The sequence below is a fragment of the Duganella dendranthematis genome (genome assembly GCF_012849375.1).
GTDB classification, from domain to species: Bacteria; Pseudomonadota; Gammaproteobacteria; order Burkholderiales; family Burkholderiaceae_D; genus Rugamonas; species Rugamonas dendranthematis.
Map to the genome: position 1 here is coordinate 43643 of NZ_CP051684.1, position 24361 is coordinate 68003.

Annotated in this window: 23 protein-coding genes, 5 tRNA genes and 1 pseudogene; 9 read left to right on the forward strand and 20 right to left on the reverse strand. The window is 61.1% G+C overall.

Annotated features, from left to right (window positions below; translation table 11 throughout):
* Positions 1-211: 211 nt before the first annotated feature.
* On the reverse strand, positions 212-1174 hold the full coding sequence (locus HH213_RS00215; RefSeq protein ID WP_110849214.1) for an ArsR/SmtB family transcription factor: 963 nt from the start codon (positions 1172-1174) through the stop codon (positions 212-214).
* A 170-nt stretch (positions 1175-1344) separates the two neighbouring features.
* Between HH213_RS00215 and HH213_RS00220 the strand changes: the two genes are divergently transcribed.
* The 6 genes from HH213_RS00220 to HH213_RS00245 are packed head-to-tail and all read left to right on the forward strand — an operon-like array spanning position 1345 to position 7911.
* Positions 1345-2583 (forward strand): sialidase family protein, encoded by a 1239-nt coding sequence (locus HH213_RS00220; RefSeq protein WP_169110039.1) that lies wholly within the window; start codon positions 1345-1347, stop codon positions 2581-2583.
* 27 nt (positions 2584-2610) lie between these two features.
* The gene (locus HH213_RS00225) at positions 2611-3708 is read left to right on the forward strand and encodes a glycoside hydrolase 5 family protein (protein WP_169110041.1); all 1098 of its coding nucleotides are present in this window, start codon (positions 2611-2613) and stop codon (positions 3706-3708) included.
* A complete protein-coding gene (locus tag HH213_RS00230; protein ID WP_308494519.1) occupies positions 3705-4808 on the forward strand; it encodes an ABC transporter ATP-binding protein in 1104 nt (367 codons plus the stop codon). The genes HH213_RS00225 and HH213_RS00230 overlap by 4 nt, the downstream gene beginning before the upstream one ends.
* Entirely contained in the window at positions 4805-5722 is a 918-nt protein-coding gene (locus HH213_RS00235; RefSeq protein WP_229263234.1) for a carbohydrate ABC transporter permease, read from the forward strand. Before HH213_RS00230 ends, HH213_RS00235 begins: the two co-directional genes overlap by 4 nt.
* Positions 5719-6555 (forward strand): carbohydrate ABC transporter permease, encoded by an 837-nt coding sequence (locus HH213_RS00240; protein WP_169110043.1) that lies wholly within the window; start codon positions 5719-5721, stop codon positions 6553-6555. Before HH213_RS00235 ends, HH213_RS00240 begins: the two co-directional genes overlap by 4 nt.
* 3 nt (positions 6556-6558) lie before the next feature.
* Positions 6559-7911: an extracellular solute-binding protein gene (locus HH213_RS00245; protein ID WP_169110045.1), complete on the forward strand. Its 1353-nt coding sequence runs from the start codon at positions 6559-6561 to the stop codon at positions 7909-7911.
* 30 nt (positions 7912-7941) lie between these two features.
* Here the strand turns inward: HH213_RS00245 and HH213_RS00250 are convergent, their stop codons facing one another.
* The gene (locus HH213_RS00250; protein WP_169110047.1) at positions 7942-9210 is read right to left on the reverse strand and encodes a glycoside hydrolase family 5 protein; all 1269 of its coding nucleotides are present in this window, start codon (positions 9208-9210) and stop codon (positions 7942-7944) included.
* Positions 9211-9341: 131 nt separating this feature from the next.
* On the opposite strand from HH213_RS00250, the gene HH213_RS00255 reads away from it, so the two are divergent.
* From HH213_RS00255 to HH213_RS00265, 3 genes are all read left to right on the forward strand, one after another.
* Positions 9342-9683 carry a DUF7660 family protein gene (locus HH213_RS00255; protein WP_217363483.1) on the forward strand — a complete coding sequence of 114 codons (342 nt, stop codon included), beginning with the start codon at positions 9342-9344 and terminating at the stop codon, positions 9681-9683.
* A gap of 45 nt (positions 9684-9728) precedes the next feature.
* Complete coding sequence (locus HH213_RS00260; protein ID WP_169110049.1) at positions 9729-9938, forward strand: hypothetical protein; 210 nt, start codon at positions 9729-9731, stop codon at positions 9936-9938.
* Between the two features lie 74 nt (positions 9939-10012).
* Positions 10013-10624, forward strand: coding sequence for a DUF3885 domain-containing protein (locus tag HH213_RS00265; protein WP_169110051.1), 612 nt, complete (start codon positions 10013-10015; stop codon positions 10622-10624).
* Between the two features lie 66 nt (positions 10625-10690).
* On the opposite strand, the pseudogene HH213_RS00270 reads toward HH213_RS00265, so the two are convergent.
* From HH213_RS00270 to HH213_RS00355, 18 genes and pseudogenes are all read right to left on the reverse strand, one after another.
* Positions 10691-11954: pseudogene (locus tag HH213_RS00270) on the reverse strand (IS110 family RNA-guided transposase).
* 341 nt (positions 11955-12295) lie between these two features.
* A tRNA-Gly gene (locus HH213_RS00275) sits at positions 12296-12371 on the reverse strand.
* 9 nt (positions 12372-12380) lie between these two features.
* Positions 12381-12454 (reverse strand) — tRNA-Cys (locus HH213_RS00280).
* Between the two features lie 57 nt (positions 12455-12511).
* Positions 12512-12587, reverse strand: a tRNA-Gly gene (locus tag HH213_RS00285).
* Positions 12588-12633: 46 nt separating this feature from the next.
* Positions 12634-12709 (reverse strand) — tRNA-Gly (locus tag HH213_RS00290).
* Between the two features lie 70 nt (positions 12710-12779).
* Positions 12780-12855, reverse strand: a tRNA-Gly gene (locus tag HH213_RS00295).
* Between the two features lie 98 nt (positions 12856-12953).
* Entirely contained in the window at positions 12954-13535 is a 582-nt protein-coding gene (pgsA, locus tag HH213_RS00300; RefSeq protein WP_110848719.1) for a CDP-diacylglycerol--glycerol-3-phosphate 3-phosphatidyltransferase, read from the reverse strand.
* A gap of 98 nt (positions 13536-13633) precedes the next feature.
* Positions 13634-15487, reverse strand: coding sequence for an excinuclease ABC subunit UvrC (gene uvrC / locus HH213_RS00305; RefSeq protein WP_169110053.1), 1854 nt, complete (start codon positions 15485-15487; stop codon positions 13634-13636).
* The gene (gene acpS / locus HH213_RS00310; protein WP_110848721.1) at positions 15484-15879 is read right to left on the reverse strand and encodes a holo-ACP synthase; all 396 of its coding nucleotides are present in this window, start codon (positions 15877-15879) and stop codon (positions 15484-15486) included. The genes uvrC and acpS overlap by 4 nt, the downstream gene beginning before the upstream one ends.
* Positions 15876-16637, reverse strand: coding sequence for a pyridoxine 5'-phosphate synthase (pdxJ, locus tag HH213_RS00315; protein WP_110848722.1), 762 nt, complete (start codon positions 16635-16637; stop codon positions 15876-15878). Before pdxJ ends, acpS begins: the two co-directional genes overlap by 4 nt.
* Positions 16638-16660: 23 nt before the next feature.
* Positions 16661-17518: a DNA repair protein RecO gene (gene recO / locus HH213_RS00320; RefSeq protein ID WP_169110055.1), complete on the reverse strand. Its 858-nt coding sequence runs from the start codon at positions 17516-17518 to the stop codon at positions 16661-16663.
* A gap of 12 nt (positions 17519-17530) precedes the next feature.
* Positions 17531-18436, reverse strand: a complete 906-nt coding sequence (gene era / locus HH213_RS00325) for a GTPase Era (RefSeq protein WP_110848724.1) — start codon at positions 18434-18436, stop codon at positions 17531-17533.
* A gap of 12 nt (positions 18437-18448) precedes the next feature.
* Positions 18449-19174 (reverse strand): ribonuclease III, encoded by a 726-nt coding sequence (gene rnc, locus HH213_RS00330; protein ID WP_229263235.1) that lies wholly within the window; start codon positions 19172-19174, stop codon positions 18449-18451.
* A gap of 84 nt (positions 19175-19258) precedes the next feature.
* Positions 19259-19633: a DUF4845 domain-containing protein gene (locus tag HH213_RS00335; RefSeq protein ID WP_169110057.1), complete on the reverse strand. Its 375-nt coding sequence runs from the start codon at positions 19631-19633 to the stop codon at positions 19259-19261.
* 11 nt (positions 19634-19644) lie between these two features.
* A complete protein-coding gene (gene lepB / locus HH213_RS00340; RefSeq protein WP_110848727.1) occupies positions 19645-20562 on the reverse strand; it encodes a signal peptidase I in 918 nt (305 codons plus the stop codon).
* Positions 20559-22352 (reverse strand): translation elongation factor 4, encoded by a 1794-nt coding sequence (gene lepA, locus HH213_RS00345; RefSeq protein ID WP_161056473.1) that lies wholly within the window; start codon positions 22350-22352, stop codon positions 20559-20561. Before lepA ends, lepB begins: the two co-directional genes overlap by 4 nt.
* A 167-nt stretch (positions 22353-22519) precedes the next feature.
* Positions 22520-22768, reverse strand: coding sequence for a glutaredoxin family protein (locus tag HH213_RS00350; RefSeq protein ID WP_110848729.1), 249 nt, complete (start codon positions 22766-22768; stop codon positions 22520-22522).
* A 47-nt stretch (positions 22769-22815) separates the two neighbouring features.
* Complete coding sequence (locus HH213_RS00355) at positions 22816-24306, reverse strand: Do family serine endopeptidase (RefSeq protein WP_371875691.1); 1491 nt, start codon at positions 24304-24306, stop codon at positions 22816-22818.
* Positions 24307-24361 lie beyond the last annotated feature (55 nt).

A 24361-nucleotide genomic window follows, 5' to 3' on the forward strand; every position in this document is an offset into this window, starting at 1 on the left:
GTCATCGCTTTATATATTCGTTATGGGCGGCAATCTCGCAAACTTCTTTGCGACAGTGCCCTAGTAACGCTGCAATAGTGAAGCTATTTGATTTTTATTTCAAGAATATTTGCGACTAATGGCGAAATATCACTGAAATTTGGTGAGGTAGACGTTTCCCGCCCTAAGCAACAACAAAAGTTGTTGGAAAAACGTCACGCTTGATAGTCAATCAGATCGTGCCGGCGATAGGCACGGCTGCGCCTGCGGGAAACTCGAAGCCCATGCGCATGACGATATCCTGCGGATAGTTGCCGAATTTTCGGCCAAACAGATTCAGCCCGCCCTTGTTGCGGGCGTCGTCCTTGACACCGATGCGGACGCGGATGTGGTTGGCCTGCGCCAGATTCAGGTCGGCGATCGTGGTCGCACTCAGCGACACGCCATCGATCATCGCACCGCGCTCGCTGACGCTCCATTGTTTCAGCACGCCGTAAGTCGTCCCTTCGATCTGCCACCACGCCGGCGTCAGCAGCGCCGGCTTGCCGCCGAAATCGCCGGGCGAGGTCCAGGTACCCACTTCCACGTCGTTGATCCACAGCGTGATGTCGGACGGCCACTCCGGATTGTAGTTGGGCGCTTCCGAACACAGCTCCATCGACAGCGACAGGTCGGTGGTCACCGCGCCGTACGGCACATTATTAGGGAAAGCATATTCCACATGGCCCGCGCCAAACCACAGCAGCTGCGCATTGACGTGCTCCGGCTCGAAGAACGAGCGTGGATCGTCGAGCATGCCGATGATTTTGGTCTCGCTCACCAGGCCGCAGGTCGGGCTGGCCTCGACGCTGCGATAGCTGCCGATCGGCATGCTGATGGTGACCGTATTCTGCTCCGCCTCCACCGCCGCACCGGGCAGGCGGATACGGACTTCGTCGTAGCGCTTTGAGCACAGTTTCTGGATGCCGCGCGTGCCCGGCTCGGTCTCCACCACCACCAGGCCCACCGCCTCCAGCTGGTTGACGTTGAAGCTGACGGTGGAATGCGGCAGGTTCATGGTCGCGGCCAGCTCCGACAGATTGAGCACCTTGTGCGTCAACAGCGCCAGCATCGCCTGCCGCGTTTCCGACGACAGCGCCTTCACCAGCGGCAGCACCGCATCCCCCTCCACCAGTAGTGCCCGATTCGCGTCCATGCCTGTATTCCTATGAATTTGTTTGTTGGTTCGCATGATACAGCGTGGCGAAAACCCCAGCCGATCAAAATTTATAACAAATATTGTTGTCACTAATGAAGAATGTTGCGATAATTAATCCAACAAAAATATTTGTGACTTTAAAGTCCGACAACAACCAGGAGACAAGCATGACCCACCGTACCGGCATTTTTGCCGCTGCCGCGCTATGCGCGGGACTGATCTTGAGCGCCTGTGGCGGCAGCAGCGTCATCGCCACAACCCCGACTTCACCAGCCACCACACCGCCAGTCGCTGCCGGCGCGCCACGCGGCACGCTGCTGGCCGACATTTTCGGCACCTATCCGCGCCTGATCCGCCAAAGCCACCACCAGAACGCCGCGCTGAACGGCCGCCTGGTGGCCAGCATCTCGTCCACCGAAAACGGCGCGCCGGTCGGCGGCATCTACGCCAGTAGCGACGACGGCAAGAGCTTCAGCCGCATCGGCGTCATCGCCGATCCGGAATTCAAACAGGGCCAGTGCTGCGGCACGCTGTATGAACTGCCGGTGAAGATCGGCGCACTGCCGGCCGGCACCCTGCTCTACTCTACCTCGGTTGGCCAGGAACGCAACGCGCCAATGGAAAACCGCATCTACCAGAGCGCCGACGGCGGCGTCACCTGGACCTACCTGTCCCTGTGCGGCAAGGGCCGCATCGCCAAGAACTTGAAAGACCCGTCGGGCATCTGGGAGCCGGAATTCGGCATCGCAAAGAGCGGCGAACTGGTTTGCTACTACTCGGACGAAACGCTGGCCGGCCATTCGCAGATCCTGGTCGAAGTCACCAGCCGCGACGCCGTCAACTGGAGCGCGCCGCAAACCGTGGTCGCCGGCGACGATCCCAACGCCCGTCCCGGCATGGCCATCGTGCGCCAGCTGCCGTCCGGTGCTTACCTGATGACCTATGAGAACTGCTACGGCGGCCCGCTCGACTGCACGGTGCGCGCCAAGCGTTCCACGGACGGCATCAACTGGGGCGCCGCCAACGATCCCGGTTTCCGCCTGGAGACCGCCAGCGGCCAGTTCTTCCGCCACGCGCCGACCTTCGCCTGGACGCCGGTCGCGGGCCAGCCCAACGGCATGCTGATCGCCATCGGCCAGATCCTGTTCGACAAAAACGGCGCGGTCGATGCCGGCAACGGCAAGACCATGTTCACCAACACCTCCGCCGATGGCAGCGGCCCGTGGAAGGCAGTGGCCGCGCCGCTGGCCATTCCGTCGCCGCCGAGCGCCACCAACTGGTGCCAGAACTATTCCACGCCGCTGCTGCCTTCGGCCGACGGCAAGACGCTGACCATCCTGCAAAGCGATGGCGGCGCCGATACCAGTTGCCGCACCCGCTTCGGCAGCGCGGCCCTGGCGCCCTGATAACTCACCCACCAAGAAAGATTGAAGATGACTACTGCAAACGCCACGCCCGCCATTCCGCAAGCGCCAACGTGGAGTGCCCAGCGCGCGCATGCCTGGTATGCGGGACAGCCGCGCATCCTCGGCGCCAACTTCCTGCCGGCCAGCGCCATCAACCAATTGGAGATGTGGCAGGCCGAGACCTTTGACGTCGAACGCATCGACCTTGAACTGGGCTGGGCCGCCTCGCTCGGCATGAACACCATGCGCGTGTTCCTGCACGACCTGGTGTGGGCGCAGGATGCCGCCAGCTTCAAGCAGCGCATCGACACCTATCTCGACATCTCCACCAAACATGGCATCCGCACCATGCTGGTATTATTCGATTCGTGCTGGGATCCGCGTCCCGCCCTGGGTACGCAGCGCGCGCCCATGCCCGGCATCCACAACTCGGGCTGGGTGCAGAGCCCCGGCGCGGCGCAACTGGCCGATCCGGCCAGCTACCCGGCGCTGCGTGCCTATGTCGAAGATATCGTGACCAGCTTCGGCAACGACGAACGCGTGTGGTGCTGGGACCTGTGGAATGAACCGGACAACCAGGGCGGTGGCATGGGTTATTACCAGCAGTTCGAAGCAAAGGACAAGATCGCACTGGTGGCGCAGCTGCTGCCGCAGGTGTTTGGCTGGGCCCAGGCCTGCGCGCCGACCCAGCCGCTCACCAGCGGCATCTGGCTGGGCGAAGACTGGTCGCCGACGTCGGCCATCCTGAACGATGTGCAGAAGGCGCAGTTGGCGCTGTCGGACATCGTCACCTTCCACGACTACAGCTGGCCGGAGAAATTCCTGGCCCGCGTGCGCCAGCTGCAAGCCTACGGCCGTCCGCTGGTGTGCACCGAATACATGGCGCGCGGCATGGGCTCGACCTTCGATACCATCCTGCCGATTGCCCGCGCCGAGAACGTCGGCATGATCAACTGGGGCTTCGTGGTTGGCAAGAGCCAGACCAATATGCCGTGGGACTCGTGGAAGAATCCCTACACCTTCGCGCCGCCGTCGGTCTGGTTCCACGACGTGCTGCACACCGACGGCAAGCCGTATCGCACGCGTGAGACCGAGCTGCTGCGGCAGCACGTCAATGCCGTATGAAGATGACGCACGAACTGGGTGGCATCGAGTGGCGTGACGTCAGCAAGCGCTATGGCGAGCATACGGTGATCCCGAACTTCAATTTGTCGATCGCAGCCGGTGAGTTCATCGCGCTACTGGGGCCTTCGGGCTGCGGCAAGTCGACCCTGCTGCGCATGCTGGCGGGGCTGGAGCCGGTATCGAGCGGCCGCATCGACATCGGTGGCCGCGACGTCACCGACCTGGCGCCGGGGCAGCGCGGCATCGCCATGGTATTCCAGCAGTACGCGCTGTATCCGCACATGACGGTGCGCGACAACATGGCCTTCGGCCTGCGCAACGTTCGCATGGACGAAGCGGAGATCGACCGTCGCGTGACCGCTGCGGCGCAGATGCTGGAATTGCAAGCGCTGTTGGAACGCAAGCCGGTGCAGTTGTCGGGCGGTCAGCGCCAGCGCGTGGCGATCGGCCGCGCGGTGGTCAAGGAGCCGCTGGCCTTCCTGTTCGACGAGCCCTTGTCCAATCTGGATGCGGCGCTGCGCACGCGTACCCGCCTTGAGCTGGCGCGCCTGCACAAGCGTCTTGGCGCGACCATGCTGTTCGTCACCCACGACCAGGTCGAGGCGATGACGCTGGCGAACCGCATCGCCGTGATGAACCAGGGCCGCATCGAGCAGTTTGCCGCGCCGATGGCATTGTACGAGCGGCCGGCCACGCGCTTTGTGGCCGGCTTTGTCGGCAGTCCGTCGATGAACTTCCTGCCGGTGCGACGCGCCGCCGATCAGGATGGCTATTGCGCCGTCACGCTGGCCAATGGCCAGGCCGTGCGCACCGCCGTTCCTGGCGCCGCGCCGCCCGCCGGCGACGCGATGGAACTCGGCCTGCGCCCGGATGCACTGACGCCAGCAGCCGACGGCCAGCTGCAAGGCGTGGTCGAAGTCATCGAGCGTCTTGGCGACCGCACCTTGCTGCATGTGCAGCTGGCCGACGGCCTGCTGGTGGTCGCCGACGCGCCGCCCCGCGCCGCCGAACCGGCGATCGGCTCCACCCTCCACCTGCGCATGGACCTGCAACGCGCCCACCTGTTCGACGCGGCCGGCGCCGCGCACCATCCAGCATGATGCGCGACCTGCCCTCCTCCGTGCAGGCCAAGCCGCGCCTCGGGACTAGCACCGGCTGGATCGGACTGCTGTTCATCGCGCCTTTCCTGCTGTGCTATCTGGCGCTGCTGGTCTGGCCTTTGCTGAACGGCTTCTGGCTCAGCTTCCACGCCATCGACCTGCTGTCCAATATGGGCCGCTGGGTCGGCGTCACCAACTTCATCGACTTGCTACAGGACGAGATGTTTGTGCGTTCCGCCCTCAACAGCCTGCTGTTCGCCGCCCTGTGCACGCCGGTCATGGTCATCACCGGCCTGGCGCTGGCGCTGGCATTGAACCGGCCCGGCCGCACCACCGCCATTTTGCGCGGCATTTTCTTTGGCGCCGGCGTGCTGTCGGTCACCATCGTCACGCTGATCTGGCGCCTGGTGCTGCTGCCGGAACGCGGCCTGCTGGCCAACGCCATGCACGGCATGGGCATGGCCGCCGTGGCGCCGCTGAACCACGAATGGCTGGCATTGCCCGCCGTGGCGCTGGCCACCGTCTGGTGGGGCATCGGCATGCCGATGATGCTGTTCCTCGCGTCGCTGCAGCAGATCCCGCACGACGTCTACGAGGCGGCCGCGCTGGACAACACCAGCCGCTGGCGCAGCTTCCGCCATATCACGCTGCCGGCCATCCGCCACGGCGTGATCCTGGTGGCCGTTACCCAGATGATCGCGCAGTTGCAGGTGTTCGGCCAGGTGCAGTTGCTGACACAGGGCGGCCCTAATAACAGCACCCGCTCGCTGGTGATGTTCGTCTACGAAGCCATGTTCGAACAATGGCAACTCGGCTACGCCGCCGCTGGCGCGCAAGCGCTGTTCCTGCTGATGCTGGCCGGGATGTCGCTGCAAGGCTGGCTCGAACGCCGCGCCGGAAAGGCCCAAGCATGAATCCCAACCTGACCAACCGCTGGGGCAACCGCGTCATCCTCGGCGTCACCATCGCCGCCGCCATCGTCTGGGTGGCGCCGCTGCTGTGGGTACTGCTGCTGTCATTTAAACCGAACGAGCTGCTGGCGCAACGCACCGACATCCTGCTCGCGCCACCCTACACGCTGAAGAACTACAGCGACATCCTCGGCACCTCGCTAGTGTTCCGCTGGATCGCCAACTCCTGCGTGGTGGCGTTCGGCCAGACCATGCTGGTGCTGCTGCTGTCGTCCCTGGCCGGCTATGGCTTCGCCCGCACCGAGTTCCCCGGCAAGACCTGGCTGTACCGCTTTGTGCTGGCCGGCCTGGCCGTGCCGCAGACCGCCGTGGTAATTCCGCTGCACCGCATGTTCGCCGACCTTGGCCTGCACAACAGCTACGCGGGCCTGATCCTGCCCGGTCTGGCGGCGCCGTTCGGCGTGTTCCTGATGACGCAATACTTCAAGGCCATCCCGCGTGACCTGGAAGAAGCGGCGCTGCTGGACAACGCCTCGCGCTGGACCGTGTTCACCCGCGTGATCCTGCCGCTGTCGCTGCCGGTGCAAGCCACGCTGGGCATCGTCACCTTCCTCAGCGCGTGGAACGACTATCTGTGGCCGCTGATTTCCGCCACCCAGTCGGACCACTATACGCTGACGCTGGGACTGGCCTCGACCCAAACCAACTTCGCGCAATCCGAAGGACTGGGCTTCCTGATGGCGCAAGCTGTGTTTGCGGCAGCGCCGGTGCTGGTGCTGTATGCCTACTTCCAACAATACATCGTTGCCGCAGTTGCCGGCACCAAGGTACGGTAAAGCATGAGACTCATCAAACCAGGCGTGGCGCTGGCCCTGCTGCTGGCCGCTGCGGCGCCGGCATGGGCCGCGCCGGTAGAAATTTCATTCGCACGCTTCTTCGGTTCCTGCGAAGCGGACTACGGCAACCTCACCGATCCCGCCAAAGCCACCGGCGAATGCGGCATCATCACCGCGCTGACCAACAAGTTCAACGCCGAGCATCGCGGCCAGATCGTGGTGCGCACGCAGGTGGTGGAACATGCTTCGTACTACAGCCAGCTCGGTGCGCGCATCGTCGGCCGCGATGTGCCGGCGGTGGCCATCCTGCACAGCTCCGCGCTGAACGACTTCGTCAAACGCGGCCTGATCGCGCCGCTGGACGACGAGTTTCGCCAGGTGGGCATCGATAGCGCCGACTTCACGCCGCAGGCCGAAACAGCGGTGACCATCGACAGCCGGCACTACGCCCTGCCGTTCGACACCCACTCCTGGCTATGGCATTTCAACCTGAACCTGATGCGCAAGGCAGGACTGGTCAAGGATGGGAAGCCGGTGCTGCCACATTCGCCGCAACAGCTGCTGGCGCAGGCGCGCCAGTTCAAGCAGGCCACCGGCAAGCCCTACTTCATCTGGCTGACCGCCAATGATCCGGCCTTCTTCGCGCGCACGCTGCTATCCATGATCGGCCAGCAAAACGGCTCGCTGTTCCCCAAGTACTACTTCCACATCGACCTGCACAGCCCCGCGGTGCGCGACACGGTGCAGCTGCTGAAGACCATGTACGAGGAAGGCCTGACCTCGCGCGGCATGGACTACAGCGTTGCGCTGCAAGGCTTTGCCGCTGGCGAAGGCGCCGTCATGATCAACGGCACCTGGATCATCGGCGACCTGCTACGCCAGTCGAAGCAGGCCGACAGCGCCACCTACCAGGGCTACACCGCCACGCCGTTCCCACAGCTGTACGGCGCCAGCGCCATGTGGGCCGACAATCACATCATGGTGATGCTGAAAAGCGGCACGGCCGATGCTCGCAGCCGCGCGGCGGCGCTGTCCTTCCTCAAGTTCCTGTACGACGAAGGCGGCGTGTGGGCACGCACCGGGCAGTTGCCGACGCGGCGTTCCGTGATCGATTCGGCGGCGTTTCGCCAGCTGCCGTTGCGCAGCGGGATCGCAACCATCGCGCGCGATGGCGTGGCGCTGCCGATTGAAGTGGCGCGTCAGGCCATCATCACCAAAACGCTGGGCGATGCGCTGATCAGCATCGTGGTGTATGGCGCCGATGTGGCGCAAACGCTGACGCGCACCGAAACCAGCATCAACCGCATGCTGGAACGCGACGCCCAGTTTCAGGGGAATGTAGCCACGGCGCGCTGAAAACCGCCGCGCCACGTCCCGCTTGGCGAATCAGTGCTGCGCTGCGCAGAAGATGGCGTCGTTGATGTTCTGATGCGGCCAGGTGTTGTTCGAGCGATCCAGCAGCGCCATCACGTCAGTCGAGGTCGCCGATCGCGTATGGTTGCCGTTGTCCCACCAGATGGTCGGCATGCCGTACTTCGCCGCGCCCTGAACGAAAGCCGTGGCGTGCTGGACGCGCTCGGCCGCGTTGTCCTTGTCCGTCGAGGCCCATTCGCCGATCACCACCGGAATGCCCTTTGCCACGTATTTCGCGTTCAGGCGGCTGAACAGCTGGTCGAATTCGGCTTGGCCGGAAAAGATGCTGGTGCCTTTCTGCTCGCCGGCAAAGTTCCATGGACGGTAGGCGTGACTGGACAGCGCGATCATTGGGTCGGACGGCAGCACCAGCGGGTTGAGCTGGGCGTCGTCCGGCGCCGCCGCATACGACGGGATCATCACCAGCCGGCGGGTGTTGTTGCCGCCGGTGGCGCGGATCGCCGCCAATGCCGTGGCATTCAGTCGGTTCAGCACATCGTAGTACTCGGCCTTGCCGGTCCAGTCGTCGACGCCGCCGGGAGCCACGCGCGGCTCGTTCATCACCTCGAACGTGACGTGCTGGTCATATTTGTTGAAGCGCTCGCCGATCTGCGTCCACAGCCTGGACAGCGTGTCCTTGGCGCTGGCCTCGTTGGCCAATGTCGGCGCTTCCCAGCCGTTGTTGTGGTGGATGTTGACGATCACCGCCATGCCGTTGTCGAGCGCGTACTTCGCCACTTCCTCAACCCGGTTCATCCAGACCGGATCGATGGTGCGCGCGGCCCCGCTCATGTGGTCGTCCCAGCTGACCGGCAGGCGCAACGTGGTAAAGCCGGCTTTGCGCACGGTGTCGATCATGGCCTTGGTCGTCTTCGGGTTACCCCAGTAGGTTTCATCGGCGAGCGGGTTCGCCGCGTTGCCGAACGCGTCCAGCGTATTACCGAGATTCCAGCCCTGGCCCATGTCCCTGACGATGTCGACGGCCGTACGTGCGCGGCAGGTCTTACCGTTTTCAAGGCCGTTGCCGCTGGCGTCGGGTGCGGTGGACAGACTGGCGCAGAACTTGGTGCCTGCTGGCGGCGTCGCCACGGGCGGCTTGTAGGCAGCGGCGCAGGTGGCGGTCGATACCGAAGTGGCGGTGGCGGTGGCGCCGCTCGCAGCAAGCGTCGATGCGTTCGATCCATTGCCGCAGGCGGCAAGCACCACCAGCGCGACGGCAACGCCGATAGAACGTTTGGTCATTGGCCCTAATGCGGCTGCGATAGCAGTCTTCTGAACTTTCATGTGCCTCCCCTTTATTGGTATAAGTAGATGATACTAGAACAAGATCGGCACTCAGGGCTGGCTGAAGAAGGTACTCATGGTGACAAATCGTGAACTTTGCACGCAAGCAAGATGCTATCCTCATCATCTTCGTCCAGTTTCGGCCAAAACCGGACATCCTCAAAATTTACCTTGGGCACGAACTGATGCAGTTACACGATAAGCTTGAAGCGGTAATAGACGAAGCGACATTTCTCGACTTTGTCCGTGCGCTCACAGCTGACCGCCTGGAAAATTCTCAGGAATGGGAAAACGGAACGATTGAAGATTTTTTAGAAGCGGCAAGCAGCTGGGCAGATGACTCGGAATTTTGTTCGAGGCATGGACTTTCAAACGCATCACCTTGGAAGAAATTTGCCGTCTTCTTGTACTGCGGAAAAATATACGAATAGGCGTAATGCGCTGTTAGCGGCAGATGGCCACGAGTAGCCCGTCGTGTGAAGAACAACGAGAAAACAGCCAACGCTTGGCAGGTAAAAATTCTGGCCGATTGCGAACGCATTTTGCAACGACAACTGACTGATGTTGAAACAAGCTTTGTGCGTGTTCATGAAGGCTTTATGGCGCTTGAAATGATTGAAGACTCCGTATCTCAGATGAATGCTGTAGAACTAATCGCGTACTTGAATTCCGGCCACGGCGGCTGACGGCCAATTGCAGTCATTCCGTTCCCGTTGCGCGTGCGTTGGCGCTCGCTTCCATTGTTTAAGAGAATAGGTGCATGAATCTCAAAAGAGAAACGCAAGAAATTGTTGGGTACCCGTATCGGTATGCGTTATTCTATAACTTCCCAGGGGGACTCCGTTTTGAGTTGTCTGAAGGTGGCAATCCATTAGACCAGGTTTTGACGGCATTGCGTAAAGCTACCGCAGTCTGCGAAGACGTTTTTGCCAACGAAAAAACGATACTCGTCCACCTACTGACGTTTCTTCCTTTATCCAAATTTGGGCTGCGTCGAAAGCTTCGCGAGCTTCACGTAGCTGGGATAACCATTCCAGAAGTTAGAGAGTTATGGCTGGACGTGGAAGACCAAGACGATGACGAAGTCTTTTATTGGGTTAACTGCGCGTTTGAAGTCCCTGTTTCCAAAGTTCAAAACCTAATCTGGTGCGCGGTCACTACCGATTTTGGTACTTCGCTATCGCCTAATCCGCACTGTCGGGTATATCTGCTCAACCCGAGTGATGGAATTGTGGTGCACCCATATGATGACCGAGGAATGGATGTCATTAGCAAACATAAGTCGGCGCTAGCGGGACTATACGAGCGGCATAAACACCTACTACTTTCCCACGACATCGAAATTATGCGTCGGACCTTCGCTGATTCTTAGTATTCTAGTTATCACGAACTTCCGCTTCACGCCCTGAGGTGCTCCGTCAAGCCCTGAGGTGCTCCGTCAAGCCGCTGGCGCAGATGAATTAGCGAGTGCCGAGCCTTTCTGCCGTAGCTTTGCCATGTACCTCGCTTCGTCGTAGGGCACACGGCTCTGCCAGCAACAGAAAAGTATGCGTAGCCACTTGAAGGCCAGAGCTCGTACGGCTGCTTGGTACGAACTTCCCTTTGCACGCTGCTGTCGATAGTAGCTACCTGCCCACTTCGACTTGTTGATGGTCTGGCCTGCCCACTCGACAAATGTCTGGCGAACAAACGTCGGGCACTGCCATCGCCAATGTACCCAACTCTTCTTCCCACTTCGCTCAGTTACTGGCGCTACGCCCGAGTACTGTTGCAACTCCTTTGCCGAAGCGAATCGTTCGCGTTGCTCGCCAAACGCCACAAGGAGTCGCGGGGCTAGTGTGGGACCAGCGCCAGGCAAGTCCGCGAATAATTCAAAATCCGGTAGAGTCGGGGCCAGACGGGCAATGGCGTCGTCGAAACGCTCAATGGCCTTTAACGCCACTTTGATTTGTTCAATCAACACCAGCGTTTCCAATAGGTGCGGAGCAATGATCGCCACGTCCCGCGTCAATGGTCTCGCGGCCTTGATGGCCTCCATCCTCGCATCAATTACCGATGCACGTCTGGCATTGTGCTGCTTGAAGAACCTGTCCGGAGTCGCTGGGCGCGCGCCTTGAGCTTTTTCCAGGGTTGGCCCAGCGGGTGATGAAATCACAGAACAAGATAGTGTCGTGGTGATCAAACCATTCCAGAACTTGGGGGTAATACTGTTTAAGCGTATTGGTGAGGCGATTGGTAAAGCGTGTCTTGTCGCCAATGAGTTCACGCCGCCGTTCGACGAAACTCAACAGTGCCCTCATTGCCGGACTCTGCGGTGCGATAGGCTTAAAGCGTTCTGGATGACGTAGCAGTAAATCTAAGGCTAGCTCGGCATCTGTGGGGTCGTCTTTTGCGCGGCTCGGCTTAAACGCCTGACGGTACTTCGCCAGCGTTGCGGGGTTAATCGGAAACAGTACAAGAAAATCGTACTTCTGCAATGCGTACACCAATGGGCCTTTCGTCAACTCCAGACCGATGGCGATTTTTCCGCCATAGCGGCGGTGCAGGTTACTAACCCATTCGTCAATATGCGCCGCCTGGCTTGAGAAGACTCCGAACTCCCGTTGGTTTCCACCGGCCACCTGCAAGCAGAAATCATGCTTTGCGTCGGCCCAATCAATGCCTATGTAGACGGTAAAGCACGCCTCATCAAATTGGTCCATCAGACACCTCCCCAAGTGCTAGGATGATCAATGGGATCATGCATGCTTGTGCTCTCCGAAGGCAATATAGCGAGCCGGTCGGACGGCAAACCCTGAGTATTCGTTTTCGAACACAAGCACACCTGCGGAGCCGAAGCTAAAGCGGAAAACATCGGATGTTTGGGGCGAAATATTCGTGGTCCGCAGGTGCATGTCCCGCTTTCCAATCACAACACCAATGGCGCTCTGGATCTTGAGGAAAACGAGACGGACTGACTATAAAGGGGCGAGAACAGACGCTTGCAGTTCCTACAAGCCGCAAATGCAAAAAGGGCAGCCCACCGGGCTGCCCTTCTGCATTTTGGAGCGGGAGAAGAGTCTCGAACTCTCGACCTCAACCTTGGCAAGGTTGCGCTCTACCAACTGAGCTACTCCCGCATGGAGCTTTGGAGGCGAGGATCGGAGTCGAACCGACCTAGACGGCTTTGCAGGCCGCTGCATAACCGCTTTGCTACCTCGCCAGAGGAAACTTTTTACTGCAAGACCACAGCGGGGTTACGCGCTGTAATCCAGAATTCTGGAGCGGGAGAAGAGTCTCGAACTCTCGACCTCAACCTTGGCAAGGTTGCGCTCTACCAACTGAGCTACTCCCGCATGGAGTGTTGCTATTTTTACTGCGCCAGCCAATTTCCGAAGAAACTGGAGCGGGAGAAGAGTCTCGAACTCTCGACCTCAACCTTGGCAAGGTTGCGCTCTACCAACTGAGCTACTCCCGCATTTCGAGTCCAGCATCTTAGCAGGTGACTGCTGTTTTTGCTAGTACTACTTGTTTTCGATGACTTCGTTTGGAGCGGGAGAAGAGTCTCGAACTCTCGACCTCAACCTTGGCAAGGTTGCGCTCTACCAACTGAGCTACTCCCGCTTTGCTGCGTTGTCATCAACAACAGGCCAGCATTATAGAGGATCTGTGCCGCCTGTCAATGCCAAAATCTTTGCTCAATAAAAATATTGTTTATACGGTTACAGCTGGCCCGACTTTTCCTTGATCAGCGGCCACGCCAGACGCAAGTAGTAGAACATCGACCAGACGGTCAGCACCGCCGCGATTTCCAGCAGACGCGAGCCCCAGAACTGGGTATCGACCGCGCCGAACAGCACGTCATGGAACAGCAGCAGCGGAATGGCCATCATCTGCGCCGTGGTCTTGATCTTACCCAGCGAGCTGACCGCCACCGATTTGGAGGCGCCGATCTGCGCCATCCATTCGCGCAGCGCGGAAATGGCGATCTCGCGGCCGATGATGATGAAGGACAGCACAGCGTTGGCGCGGTCCAGCTGCACCAGCACCAGCAAGGCGCCGGCCACCATCAGTTTGTCGGCCACCGGGTCGAGGAAGGCGCCGAAGGCCGAGGTCTGGTTCCAGCGCCGCGCCAGGAAGCCGTCGAACCAGTCGGTGACGGCGGCCACGATGAACACCAGCGTGGCCGCCATATTCTGATCTGCTACCGGCAGCATCGTGGTGGGAAGGTAGTAGACGCCCACCACCAGCGGAATCAGCGCAACGCGCAACCAGGTCAACAGTATCGGAATATTGAAGGGCATAAGCTAAAAGTGATGTGCGGCGATGAAATTTTGTAATGCGCCGCTAGTCTACCTTGACCCCGCGCATTAAACCAGCACCGTTGCACCTGCCGCCGTCATCAATGCAATTGCTTGTAAATTTCCTCGGCCAGCGCGCTGGAAATGCCTTCAACTGTTTTCAGATCTTCGACGCTGGCGTTGACCACGCCGCGCAGACCGCCGAAGCGCGCCAGAAGGCGTTGCCGGCGCTTGGCGCCGATGCCTTCGATCTCCTCCAGCCGCGAGGTCTGCCGCGTTTTGGCGCGCTTGGCGCGCATGCCGGTGATGGCGAAGCGGTGCGCCTCGTCGCGGATCAATGCCACCAGCATCAGCGCCGCCGACTCCTTGCCCAGTTCCTGCGACGGCCGGCCGTCGACGAACATCAGCGTCTCCAGGCCGACGCGTCGCCCTTCCCCTTTGGCGACGCCGACAATCAGGCTGATGTCCAGCCCCAGTTCGGCGAACACCTGGCGCGCCATTTCGATCTGGCCTTTGCCGCCGTCGATCAGCACCACGTCTGGCATCACGCCGTCGCCGTTGGCCACCTTCTCGTAACGACGGAACAGCACCTGCCGCATCGCGGCGTAATCATCGCCCGGCGTGATGTCGTTGATGTTGTAGCGGCGGTATTCGCCGTTCTGCATCTGGTGGTGATGGAACACCACGCACGAAGCCTGCGTCGCCTCGCCCTGCGTGTGCGAGATGTCGAAGCATTCGATGCGCAGCGTGTCGATGTCCTCCGGCTCCAGCTGCAAAGCCTCGACCAGCGCGCGCGTGCGCGATTGCTGCGAGCCCTGCTCCGACAGCAGCCGCGCCAGCGAGATCTCGGCGCCCTTCTGCGCCAGTTCCAGCCATTTGCGACGCTGGTCCTGCGGCTGGAAGATTAGGTTGATGCGGTGGCCGCACTGCTCCTGCAAGGCCTGGATCAGCGCCGGGTGATTGAATTCGATATTCAGGATCAGTGTGCCGGGGATGAACTTGTCGGCGTAGTGCTGCGCCAGGAACGCGGCCAGCACCTCGACTTCGATGGCCTCTTCGGCAATCGCCTCGGCGTCGCTGACGTGGGTCGGGAAATAGGCGCGGTCACCCAAGTGACGGCCGCCGCGCACCATCGCCAGGTTGACGCAGGCGCGCCCGCCCTGCACCAGCACGGCGATGATGTCGACGTCGGCGTCGCCGGTGGTCTCCATGCTTTGCTGGTGCAGCACGCGCGACAGCGACTGGATCTGGTTGCGCACCGACGCCGCCTGCTCGAATTTGAGATCGGCCGCGTAGCCGTGCATTTTTTTCTCGAGGTCTTCCAGCACTTCGGACTGGCGGCCGCGCAGGAAGCGCGCGGCGTTGTCGACATCGAGCTTGTAGTCTTCCTTGCTGATCAAATCGACGCACGGCGCGCTGCACCGGCCGATCTGGTGCAGCAGGCAGGGGCGCGTGCGGTTGGCGTAGACGCTCTCCTCGCAGGTGCGGATCTGGAATACCTTCTGCAAAATCTGCATCGATTCCTTGACCGCCCATGAACTGGGAAAAGGTCCGAAATACTGGTTCTTCTTGTCGACCGCGCCGCGGTAGTAGACCATGCGCGGCGCATCGCCGCCGGTGATCTTCAGGTAGGGATACGATTTATCGTCGCGGAACAGGATGTTGAAGCGCGGCGCCAGCGCCTTGATCAGGTTATTCTCAAGGATCAGCGCTTCCGCTTCGCTGTGCGTGACGGTGGTCTCCAGCCGCGCGATGCGCTCGACCATCATGGCGATGCGCGGGCTGGCCAGGTTCTTCTGGAAGTAGCTCGATACGCGCTTCTTCAGGTCGCGCGCCTTGCCGACGTAGAGCACCCTGTCCTCGGCGTCGAAATAGCGGTACACGCCCGGCAGATTGGGCAGCTTGGCAACGGTGGCTAATACTTGTTCACGCGGATCGCTTACTTCTTGAGTCACTTTTCCTGCTCCACGATGACGAAGGCGACGGCATAGTCCTCTTCGTCACTGACGGTCACCTGGGCCGACAGCTTATGCTTGTCCATGAATTCTTTCAGCACGCCGCTGCAGACGATCATCGGCTTGCCGCTCGGATGATTCAGCATCTGCGCGGCGGGCCAGGTCATCGGCATGCGGATGCCCAGGCCGATGGCCTTGGCGAAGGCTTCCTTGGCGGCGAAACGGGTCGCCACGAAGCGGATGCCGCGCACCGGATTCTTGGCCTTGCGCGCCAGGTACTTCGCCATCTCCTGCGGCCCGAGGATCTTTTTCGCAAAGCGGTCGCCGTGACGCTCCAGCGCCGCCTCAATGCGCGGAATCTTGCAGATGTCGGTGCCGATGCCGTAGATCACAGCGTACGTCCGATGCGGGTCGAGACCATGATGGCCTTCATTTCGCGCACGGCGTTTTCCCAGCCGACGAATACCGCGTGCGCGACGATGGCGTGGCCGATATTGAGCTCGGCGATTTCCGGAATCGCAGCGATCGCCTGCACATTGGTGTAGTGCAGGCCGTGGCCGGCGTTGACCTTCAGGCCCTTGCCGACGCCATACAGCACGCCGCGGTGAATGCGTTCCAGTTCGGCCGCCTGCTCGGCGCCTTCGGTGTCGGCGTAGCGGCCGGTGTGCAGTTCGATCACCGGCGCGCCGAGGGCGGCGGTGGCGTCCATCTGCGCTTCTTCGGCGTCGATGAACAGGCTGACGCGGATGCCTTCGGCTTGCAGCTGCTTGACCGCGCGCTCGACGGCGTTGAAGTTGCCGGCGACATCGAGGCCGCCTTCGGTGGTGACTTCGGTGCGTTTTTCCGGCACCAGGCAGACATCGGCCGGCTTGATCTGGCAGGCGAAGTCGATCATCTCCTGCGTGACGGCCGCTTCCAGGTTCATGCGGGTGATCAGCTGCGGCGCCAGTGCGATGACGTCGGCGTCCTTGATGTGGCGGCGGTCTTCGCGCAGGTGCAGCGTGATGCAGTCGGCGCCGGCCTGCTCGGCCAGCAGCGCGGCGCGGATCGGGTCCGGGTATTGGGTGCCGCGCGCGTTGCGCAGCGTCGCCACGTGGTCGATGTTCACGCCAAGGTCGATGATGGTGCCGGACGGTTGCAGGAAGCTCATTGTTTTTTCTCTTATAACTGGATTTATAGCTGACTAAGATCGATCAGGATCTGGCGGGTGTTCAACGGCGCGCCATTCAGGTGGTGCGCGACCAGGAAGCGCATCAGCTGCTTGCTTTGGGCTTGCGTGGCGATGTCTTCGTAATTTTCACACTCCATGTCGAGCAGCGTCTTGCCGGCCACGCGCGGCCACGGATCGGCGGCGCGTTCGGGACGCGGTCCGTGCTCGGGATCGACCACGTAGGTGACGTCGGCCTGCACCGCGCGCCGCGTTTCCACACAACGCGCCAGATCGGCGGCCACGCCTGTCTCTTTAAGTAAGGCCCGTTCGAATTTTCTCAAGACGATGGACGCCGGCTCATTGTGCGCCAGCTGGTTGAGCGTGGAGACGTAGTGGTCGAACAAGGCCGGGTGGGCGTCGTCGCGCGCCAGCAGCTTGACCAGCAGTTCGTTCAGGTAGAAGCCGCACAGCAGCGCGGTTTTCTCCAGCGGCAGCATGCCGCCGACCCATTCGGCGTCGGTCAGCGTGCGTAGTTCGGATTTGCCGACCCAGCTGCTGGACAGCGGCTGGAAGGTTTGCAGCACGCCGCGCAATTGCGAGTGCGGCCGCTTGGCGCCCTTGGCGATCAAGGCCACGCGGCCGAAGTCCCGCGTGAACAGGTCGATAATCAGGCTGGTTTCTTTGTAGGGATAGCTGTGCAGGACGAAGGCCGGCTGGCCGGCGACCTTGGTGCCGATGGTGCGCTCGCGCGATGGCGCGCGCGGGCGCTTGGGCGCCGATGATGCGGCTGGTGCCGATGGTGATGCGGGTGCGACTGGCGCAGCAGCCACCGGCGCCGCAGCTTGCGGCGCGTCTAGGGTGGCGTCTGGCGTGGAGGACATGCTGGTGAGGGATTACTCGTAGCCGTAAGCGCGCAGGCCCGCTTCGTTATCTGCCCAGCCGGATTTGACCTTGACCCAGATTTCCAGGTACACCGGACCGCCGAACAGCTTTTCCATGTCGAGACGCGCTTGCGTCGACACTTCCTTCAGGCGCGCACCTTTGTTACCGATGATCATGGACTTGTGCGTGTCGCGTTCGACCAGGATGGCGGCAAACACGCGGCGCAGATCACCCTCCTGCTCGAACTGTTCGATCAGCACGGTGCTGGTGTATGGCAGCTCGTCGCCGACAAAGCGGAACAGCTTTTCGCGCACGATTTCCGACGCCATGAACTTTTCGCTGCGGTCGGTGATGTCGTCCGGGCCGAAAATCGCTTCGTTCTCCGGCAGCAGGCGTTTCAGTTCTTTTTCCAGGCCATCCAGCTGGAAGCGCAGCTTGGCCGATACCGGCACGATGGCGGCAAAGTTGAACTTGGCGGCAACCTGCTGCGCAAACGGCATCAGCGCGGCTTTGTCTTTCACGCGGTCGGCCTTGTTGATCACCAGGACCACCGGTACTTCGGTCGGCAGCAGGTCCAGCACTTGCTGGTCGGCCGGGCCGAAGGTGCCCGCTTCGATGACGAACAGGATCAGGTCCGACGAGATCAGCGTGTTGGTGACGGTTTTGTTCAGCGTCTTGTTCAGCGCATTGGCGTGACGGGTCTGGAAGCCCGGCGTATCGACGTAGATGAACTGTGCGTCGTCATAGGTCTGGATGCCGGTGATGCGGTGGCGCGTGGTCTGCGCCTTGCGCGAGGTGATGCTGACCTTGGCGCCAATCAGCGTATTCATCAGCGTGGACTTGCCGACGTTCGGGCGGCCCACAATGGCGATATAGCCGCAACGGTAATTGCTGGCGGAGGTCGTTTCGGTAGTCATGGTAATTCTCTTTTATTTGTTGGCGGCCTTGGCAGACGGCGACGGTGCGTCGCTGCTCTGCACGGTGGCAATGCCGGCCAGCTTGAGCTGGGCGGCGCGCGGCTTGGACTTGCGGGCGGTGGCCGGGGTTTTCTGCACGGCCAGCTCGGCGGCGGCCAGGGCCAGCTTGGCGGCCGCCTGTTCGCCGGCGCGGCGGCTGCCGCCACGGCCATAGACCTGGATGCCGAGCTTGGGCACCAGGCATTCGATCTCGAACTCCTGGCTGTGCGCGGCGCCATGGGTGGCAATCACGTTGTACAGCGGCAGCGAGATTTTCTTCGCCTGCAGGAATTCCTGCAGCAGCGTCTTGGCATCCTTGCCCAGCGTTTGCGGATCGACCGAATCCAGGATCGGGATGTAGAACGAGCGGATCGCGGTGCGCGCCGGCTCGAAGCCGCCATCGAGGAAGATGGCGCCAAGCAGCGCTTCCAGCGTGTCGGCCAGGATCGACGGCCGGCGGAAGCCGCCCGATTTCAGCTCGCCCTCGCCCAGGCGCAGGAACTGGGACAGCTCCAGCTTCTGGGCGATTTCGAACAGCGACTGCTGCTTGACCAGGTTGGCGCGCAGGCGCGACAGGTCGCCCTCGTCGATGTCCAGATACCGGTCGTACAGGATGGACGCCACCACGCAGTTGAGGATGGAGTCGCCCAGGAATTCCAGCCGCTCATTATGCACACTGCTGTGGCTACGGTGCGTCAAGGCCTGCTGCAGAAGACCAGCATCCTGGAACGTGTAGCCTAAACGAGTTTGCAATAACTGGAGATTCATTATGTGATCGGTTCTTTATTCGGTTTTCGCGGGTGTGGCGCCACTTTTGGCGGTGGTGCCTTCATACTCAAGCAGCAAGCTGGCCGGTCCGACCAGCGGGATTTTCTTCTCGTAGGCGAAACTGATATCGGTCTCGCCATTGTTTTTTTCAATGATCAGGTCACGGCTGCTGATCGAACTGATGTAGCCGGCAGTGGCGCTGGCGTCAAACGACTTCTGGATCTCGATCACGCCGCCGCCGGTGGCCTTGGCGGTGGCGATGGCGTTCTTGATCGCGCGGTATTCCATGTAGGTCGGCACAATCTTCAGGCCCAGCATCAGCACGAAGCCCAGCGCCGCCAGCACCACGATCAACCCTACCAGCGAAATCCCCTGCTGTCGTTTGTGCATCTTAGTCCCTTTTAATGGATGCCACCGATACGGCGCAGATTACCCAGGTTCATCCAGACAAAGAATGCCTTACCGACAATGTTCTTATCCGGCACAAAGCCCCAGTAACGGCTGTCCGCACTGTTGTCGCGGTTGTCGCCCATCATGAAGTAGTTGCCTGCTGGAACTGTGCAGGTAAAGCCTTCATAGCGGTAGGTGCAGGCATCATTATGCGGGAACGGCAGCACATTATCGCGATTGTAGGTCGGCGCCGCGGCGTTGTTCAGGATCCGATGGCTGACGCCGCTCAGGTTTTCCTCGAACTGCTTGTTATACACAAGCTTTTCGTCTTCCAGGTAATCGTCCAGCGCGGTGTACTTCACTTCCACGCCATTGACGGTTAAGCGCTTGTTTTCATACGTGATTTTATCACCCGGCACGCCGATCACGCGTTTGATGTAATCCTGGCTCATGTCCATCGGATATTTGAACACCATCACGTCGCCGCGCTGCGGGTCGTTGATCTGGATGATTTTCTTGTTCAGCACCGGCAGACGGATGCCGTAGGTGAACTTGTTCACCAGGATCAGATCGCCCACCAGCAGGGTCGGCACCATCGACGACGATGGAATCTTGAACGGCTCATACAGGAACGAACGCAGGCAGAACACCAGCGCGATCACCGGGAAGAAGCTGCCCGAGTATTCGATCCAGGTCGGCTGGCGAAGGATGCCGGCTTCCATTTCGGCGCGCTTGCCCTGGTTGTCCAGCTTGATGCCATCGGCGGTGGCCCTGGCGTTGCGCGCGTCGTACTCGGCCAGCGCGCGATCGGCGGCAGCGCGGCGCTGCTTGGCCAGGTAAAACACGTCCAGACACCAGATCACGCCGGTGATCACCATCAGCACGAACAGGATTAATGCAAAGTTCCCTAAAATGACTTGCAGGCTCATTTCTCGTCCACTTGTAAGATTGCCAGGAATGCTTCTTGTGGAATCTCCACCGAGCCCACTTGCTTCATGCGTTTTTTACCGGCCTTCTGCTTCTCCAGCAGTTTCTTCTTACGGCTGACGTCGCCGCCGTAGCACTTGGCCAGCACGTTCTTGCGCAAGGCCTTGACGTTTTCACGCGAGATGACGTTGACACCGATGGCGGCCTGAATCGCCACGTCGAACATCTGGCGCGGGATCAGTTCGCGCATTTTCGCCGCGACCTGGCGACCGCGGTAAGCCGAATTCGAGCGGTGAACGATGATCGCCAGCGCATCGACCTTCTCGCCGTTGATCAGCATGTCAACCTTGACCACGTCGGCGGTGCGGTATTCCTTGAACTCGTAGTCCATCGACGCGTAGCCGCGCGAGGTCGACTTCAGCTTGTCGAAGAAGTCCAGCACGATCTCGCCCATTGGCATTTCGTAGACCAGCTTGACCTGGCGGCCGTGGTAGCTCATGTCCATCTGCACGCCACGCTTGCCGATACACAGCGTAATCACCGAGCCGACGTACTCTTGCGGCATGTACAGGTTGACGGTAACGATAGGCTCGCGGATCTCGTTGATCTTGGTGGTGTCCGGCATGCGCGACGGATTGTCGACCTTGATGACGGAACCATCACGCAGCTCAACCTCGTAGACCACGGTTGGCGCGGTGGTGATCAGGTCCATGTCGAACTCGCGTTCGAGACGTTCCTGCACGATCTCCATGTGCAGCAGGCCGAGGAAGCCGCAGCGGAAGCCGAAGCCCAGCGCCTGCGACACTTCCGGCTCGTACATCAGCGCGGCGTCGTTCAGTTTCAGTTTTTCCAGCGAGTCGCGCAGCGCGTCGTACTGGTTGGCTTCAACCGGGAACAGACCGGCGAACACCTGTGGCTGCACTTCCTTGAAGCCTGGCAACGGCGCGGCGGCGCCATGCAGCGCGTGGGTGATGGTGTCGCCCACCTTGGCGGCCTTCAGTTCCTTGATGCCGGCGATGACGAAGCCGACCTGGCCGGCCGACAGCTGCGGCAGCGAGAACGAGCGCGGCGAGAACACGCCGACGTCTTCCACCAGTTGCAGCGAGTCGGTCGCCATCAGCTTGATTTTTTCTTTCGGTTTCAGCGTGCCGTTGACCACGCGCACCAGCATCACCACGCCCACATAGGCGTCGTACCACGAGTCGACGATCAGCGCCTGCAGCGGTGCGGCCGGATCACCCTTCGGTGGCGGCACTTTGGCGATGATCGATTCCAGCACGTCTTCCACGCCCAGGCCGGTCTTGGCCGAGCACTGCACGGCGTCGCCGGCTTCGATGCCGATCACGTCTTCGATTTCCTGGATGGCGTTCGGCGGATCGGCGTTCGGCAAGTCGATCTTGTTCAGCACCGGCACCACTTCCACACCGAGGTCGAGCGCGGTGTAGCAGTTGGCCACGGTCTGGGCTTCCACGCCCTGCGAGGCGTCCACCACCAGCAGCGCGCCTTCGCACGCCGACAGCGAACGCGACACTTCGTACGAGAAGTCGACGTGGCCGGGCGTATCGATCAGGTTCAGGTTGTAGACGATGCCGTCACGGGCTTTGTATTGCAGGGCGGCGGTTTGCGCCTTGATGGTAATGCCGCGCTCGCGTTCCAGATCCATCGAATCGAGCACTTGCGCCTCCATCTCGCGGTCGGACAGGCCGCCGCACAGCTGAATGATGCGGTCAGCCAGCGTCGATTTGCCGTGGTCGATGTGGGCGATGATGGAGAAGTTGCGTATGTTGTTCATTAACAAATATTCAAAAACGGGTTTGACACGACGAGCCCACAATACAAAAAAGCGCTCCGAACGGGGCGAAGCCCTGGCGAGCGCCTTGTGGAAATATACTTTACCCGGGCATTTTACCGGATTTCAGAGTGGAAAGCCCGATTTATGCCATGGGGCATGCACTTAGCTTAGGTTTTTAGCACTTTATGGACCTGGGCCTCGTCCAGGAAGTAGTGGCACAGCGCCGGCTGGGCCAGATCGGCGAACAGCACCGGCACCAGTTCGTCGTATTTGGCCAGCAAGACCGGGTCATCGGACTGGTCGATGTCGATGACGTCGACGGTAAACGTCTGACCTGGCGGCTGGAGGCGCATCAGCGCGTCCAGCATGTCCTGGCATAAATGGCAATAACTGCGCGAATACAGGGTGAAATGCATGTTGAACCGCCGCGCCGCCGGCCGATGACCGGTGGCGCGGCACGCCTTTACTTCGCGCTTGGACGCAGCGAGATGAAGCGGGTCGCATCATCGCGCCGCACCAGCACCACCGACGCCTTCTTCGGATCCAGCTTGGCTACCATCTCGTTGAACTGCTTGGCGCTCTTGATTTCGGTGTTATTCAGCTGCAGCAGCACGTCGCCCTCTTCCAACTGGGCACTGGCCGCCACACCCTCCACCGAATCCACCAGCACGCCGCCGTCCACACCCAGCTCTTTCTTCTGCTCGGCGTTCAGGTCGATCACCTTCAGGCCCAGCGCGTTGGCCTTGGCCACTTCCGGCGCCGGCTTGGCGCCTTTGCCCTTGGCCGTTTTGCCGCCCTTGTCGGCGTCCAGCTCAACCACCGTCACCGGCAGCGTCAGCTCGGCGCCTTTGCGCCACACGGTGACCGAACCCTTGACACCGAGCGGGCTGTCGCCCACCAGGCGCGGCAGGTCGGACGACTTGTTCACCGTCGTGCCGTTAAATTTCAGAATGATGTCGCCGGCCTTGACGCCGGCCTTGTCGGCAGGACCGCCCGGCTCCACCAGCGCCACCTCGGCGCCCTGCGCGTTCTTCAGGCCCAGCGACTCCGCCACTTCCTTGCTGACTTCGCCGATCTGCACGCCGATGCGGCCGCGCGTGACCTTGCCGTTTTTCTTCAGCTGCTCGGAGACGCGCATTGCTTCGTTGATCGGCACCGCGAAGGAAATGCCGTTATAGCCGCCCGACAGCGTGGCGATCTGCGAGTTAATCCCGATCACCTCGCCGCGCATATTGATCAGCGGTCCACCGGAGTTGCCCGGATTGACCGCCACATCGCTCTGGATCAACGCCAGGTATTCGCCGGTGTCACGCGACTTGGCCGAGATGATGCCGGCAGTCACCGTGTTTTCCAGGTTGAACGGCGAGCCGATGGCGATCACCCACTCGCCGGCGCGGATTTTGTCGGAGTCGCCCATTTGCAGGAACGGCAGTTTCTCGCCCTCAATCTTCAAGACGGCGACATCGGTGCTGGCGTCCGCGCCCAGCACCTTGGCCTTGAATTCGCGCTTGTCGGTCAGCGTGACGAATACTTCGTCGGCGCCATCGACCACGTGCGCGTTGGTCATCACATAGCCGTCCGCAGACAGAATGAAGCCGGAACCAACGCCGCGCTGTACCGGCTCGTCGGACGGCGCCTGGCGGCGCGGCGAACGGCCGTTCGGCACCGCGCCCGGCGGAATGGCGCCGCCAAAGAAGCGGCGCAGCAGCTCCTGCACATCGTCGTCGCCCAGGCCGGCGGCGCCCTTGCCCTGTTTCAGACGCTCGGTGGTGCGGATATTGACCACCGCCGGGCCGACGCTGTCGACCAGGTCGGCAAAGTTCGGCAGGCCGATGACGGCGCCGGTCACCGGCGTGGCCGCCGTAGCGGGCGACAGGCCCAGGGACATCCACAAGCTTGCGCCAAGCACCAGCGCGGACAGCGTTTTACCACCAGCAGAGAAGTTATTTTTCATGGAGTATCGGTCTCTTCTTCAAAAGTCAGTATGCAAGCGCGACATGAGCCTAGCA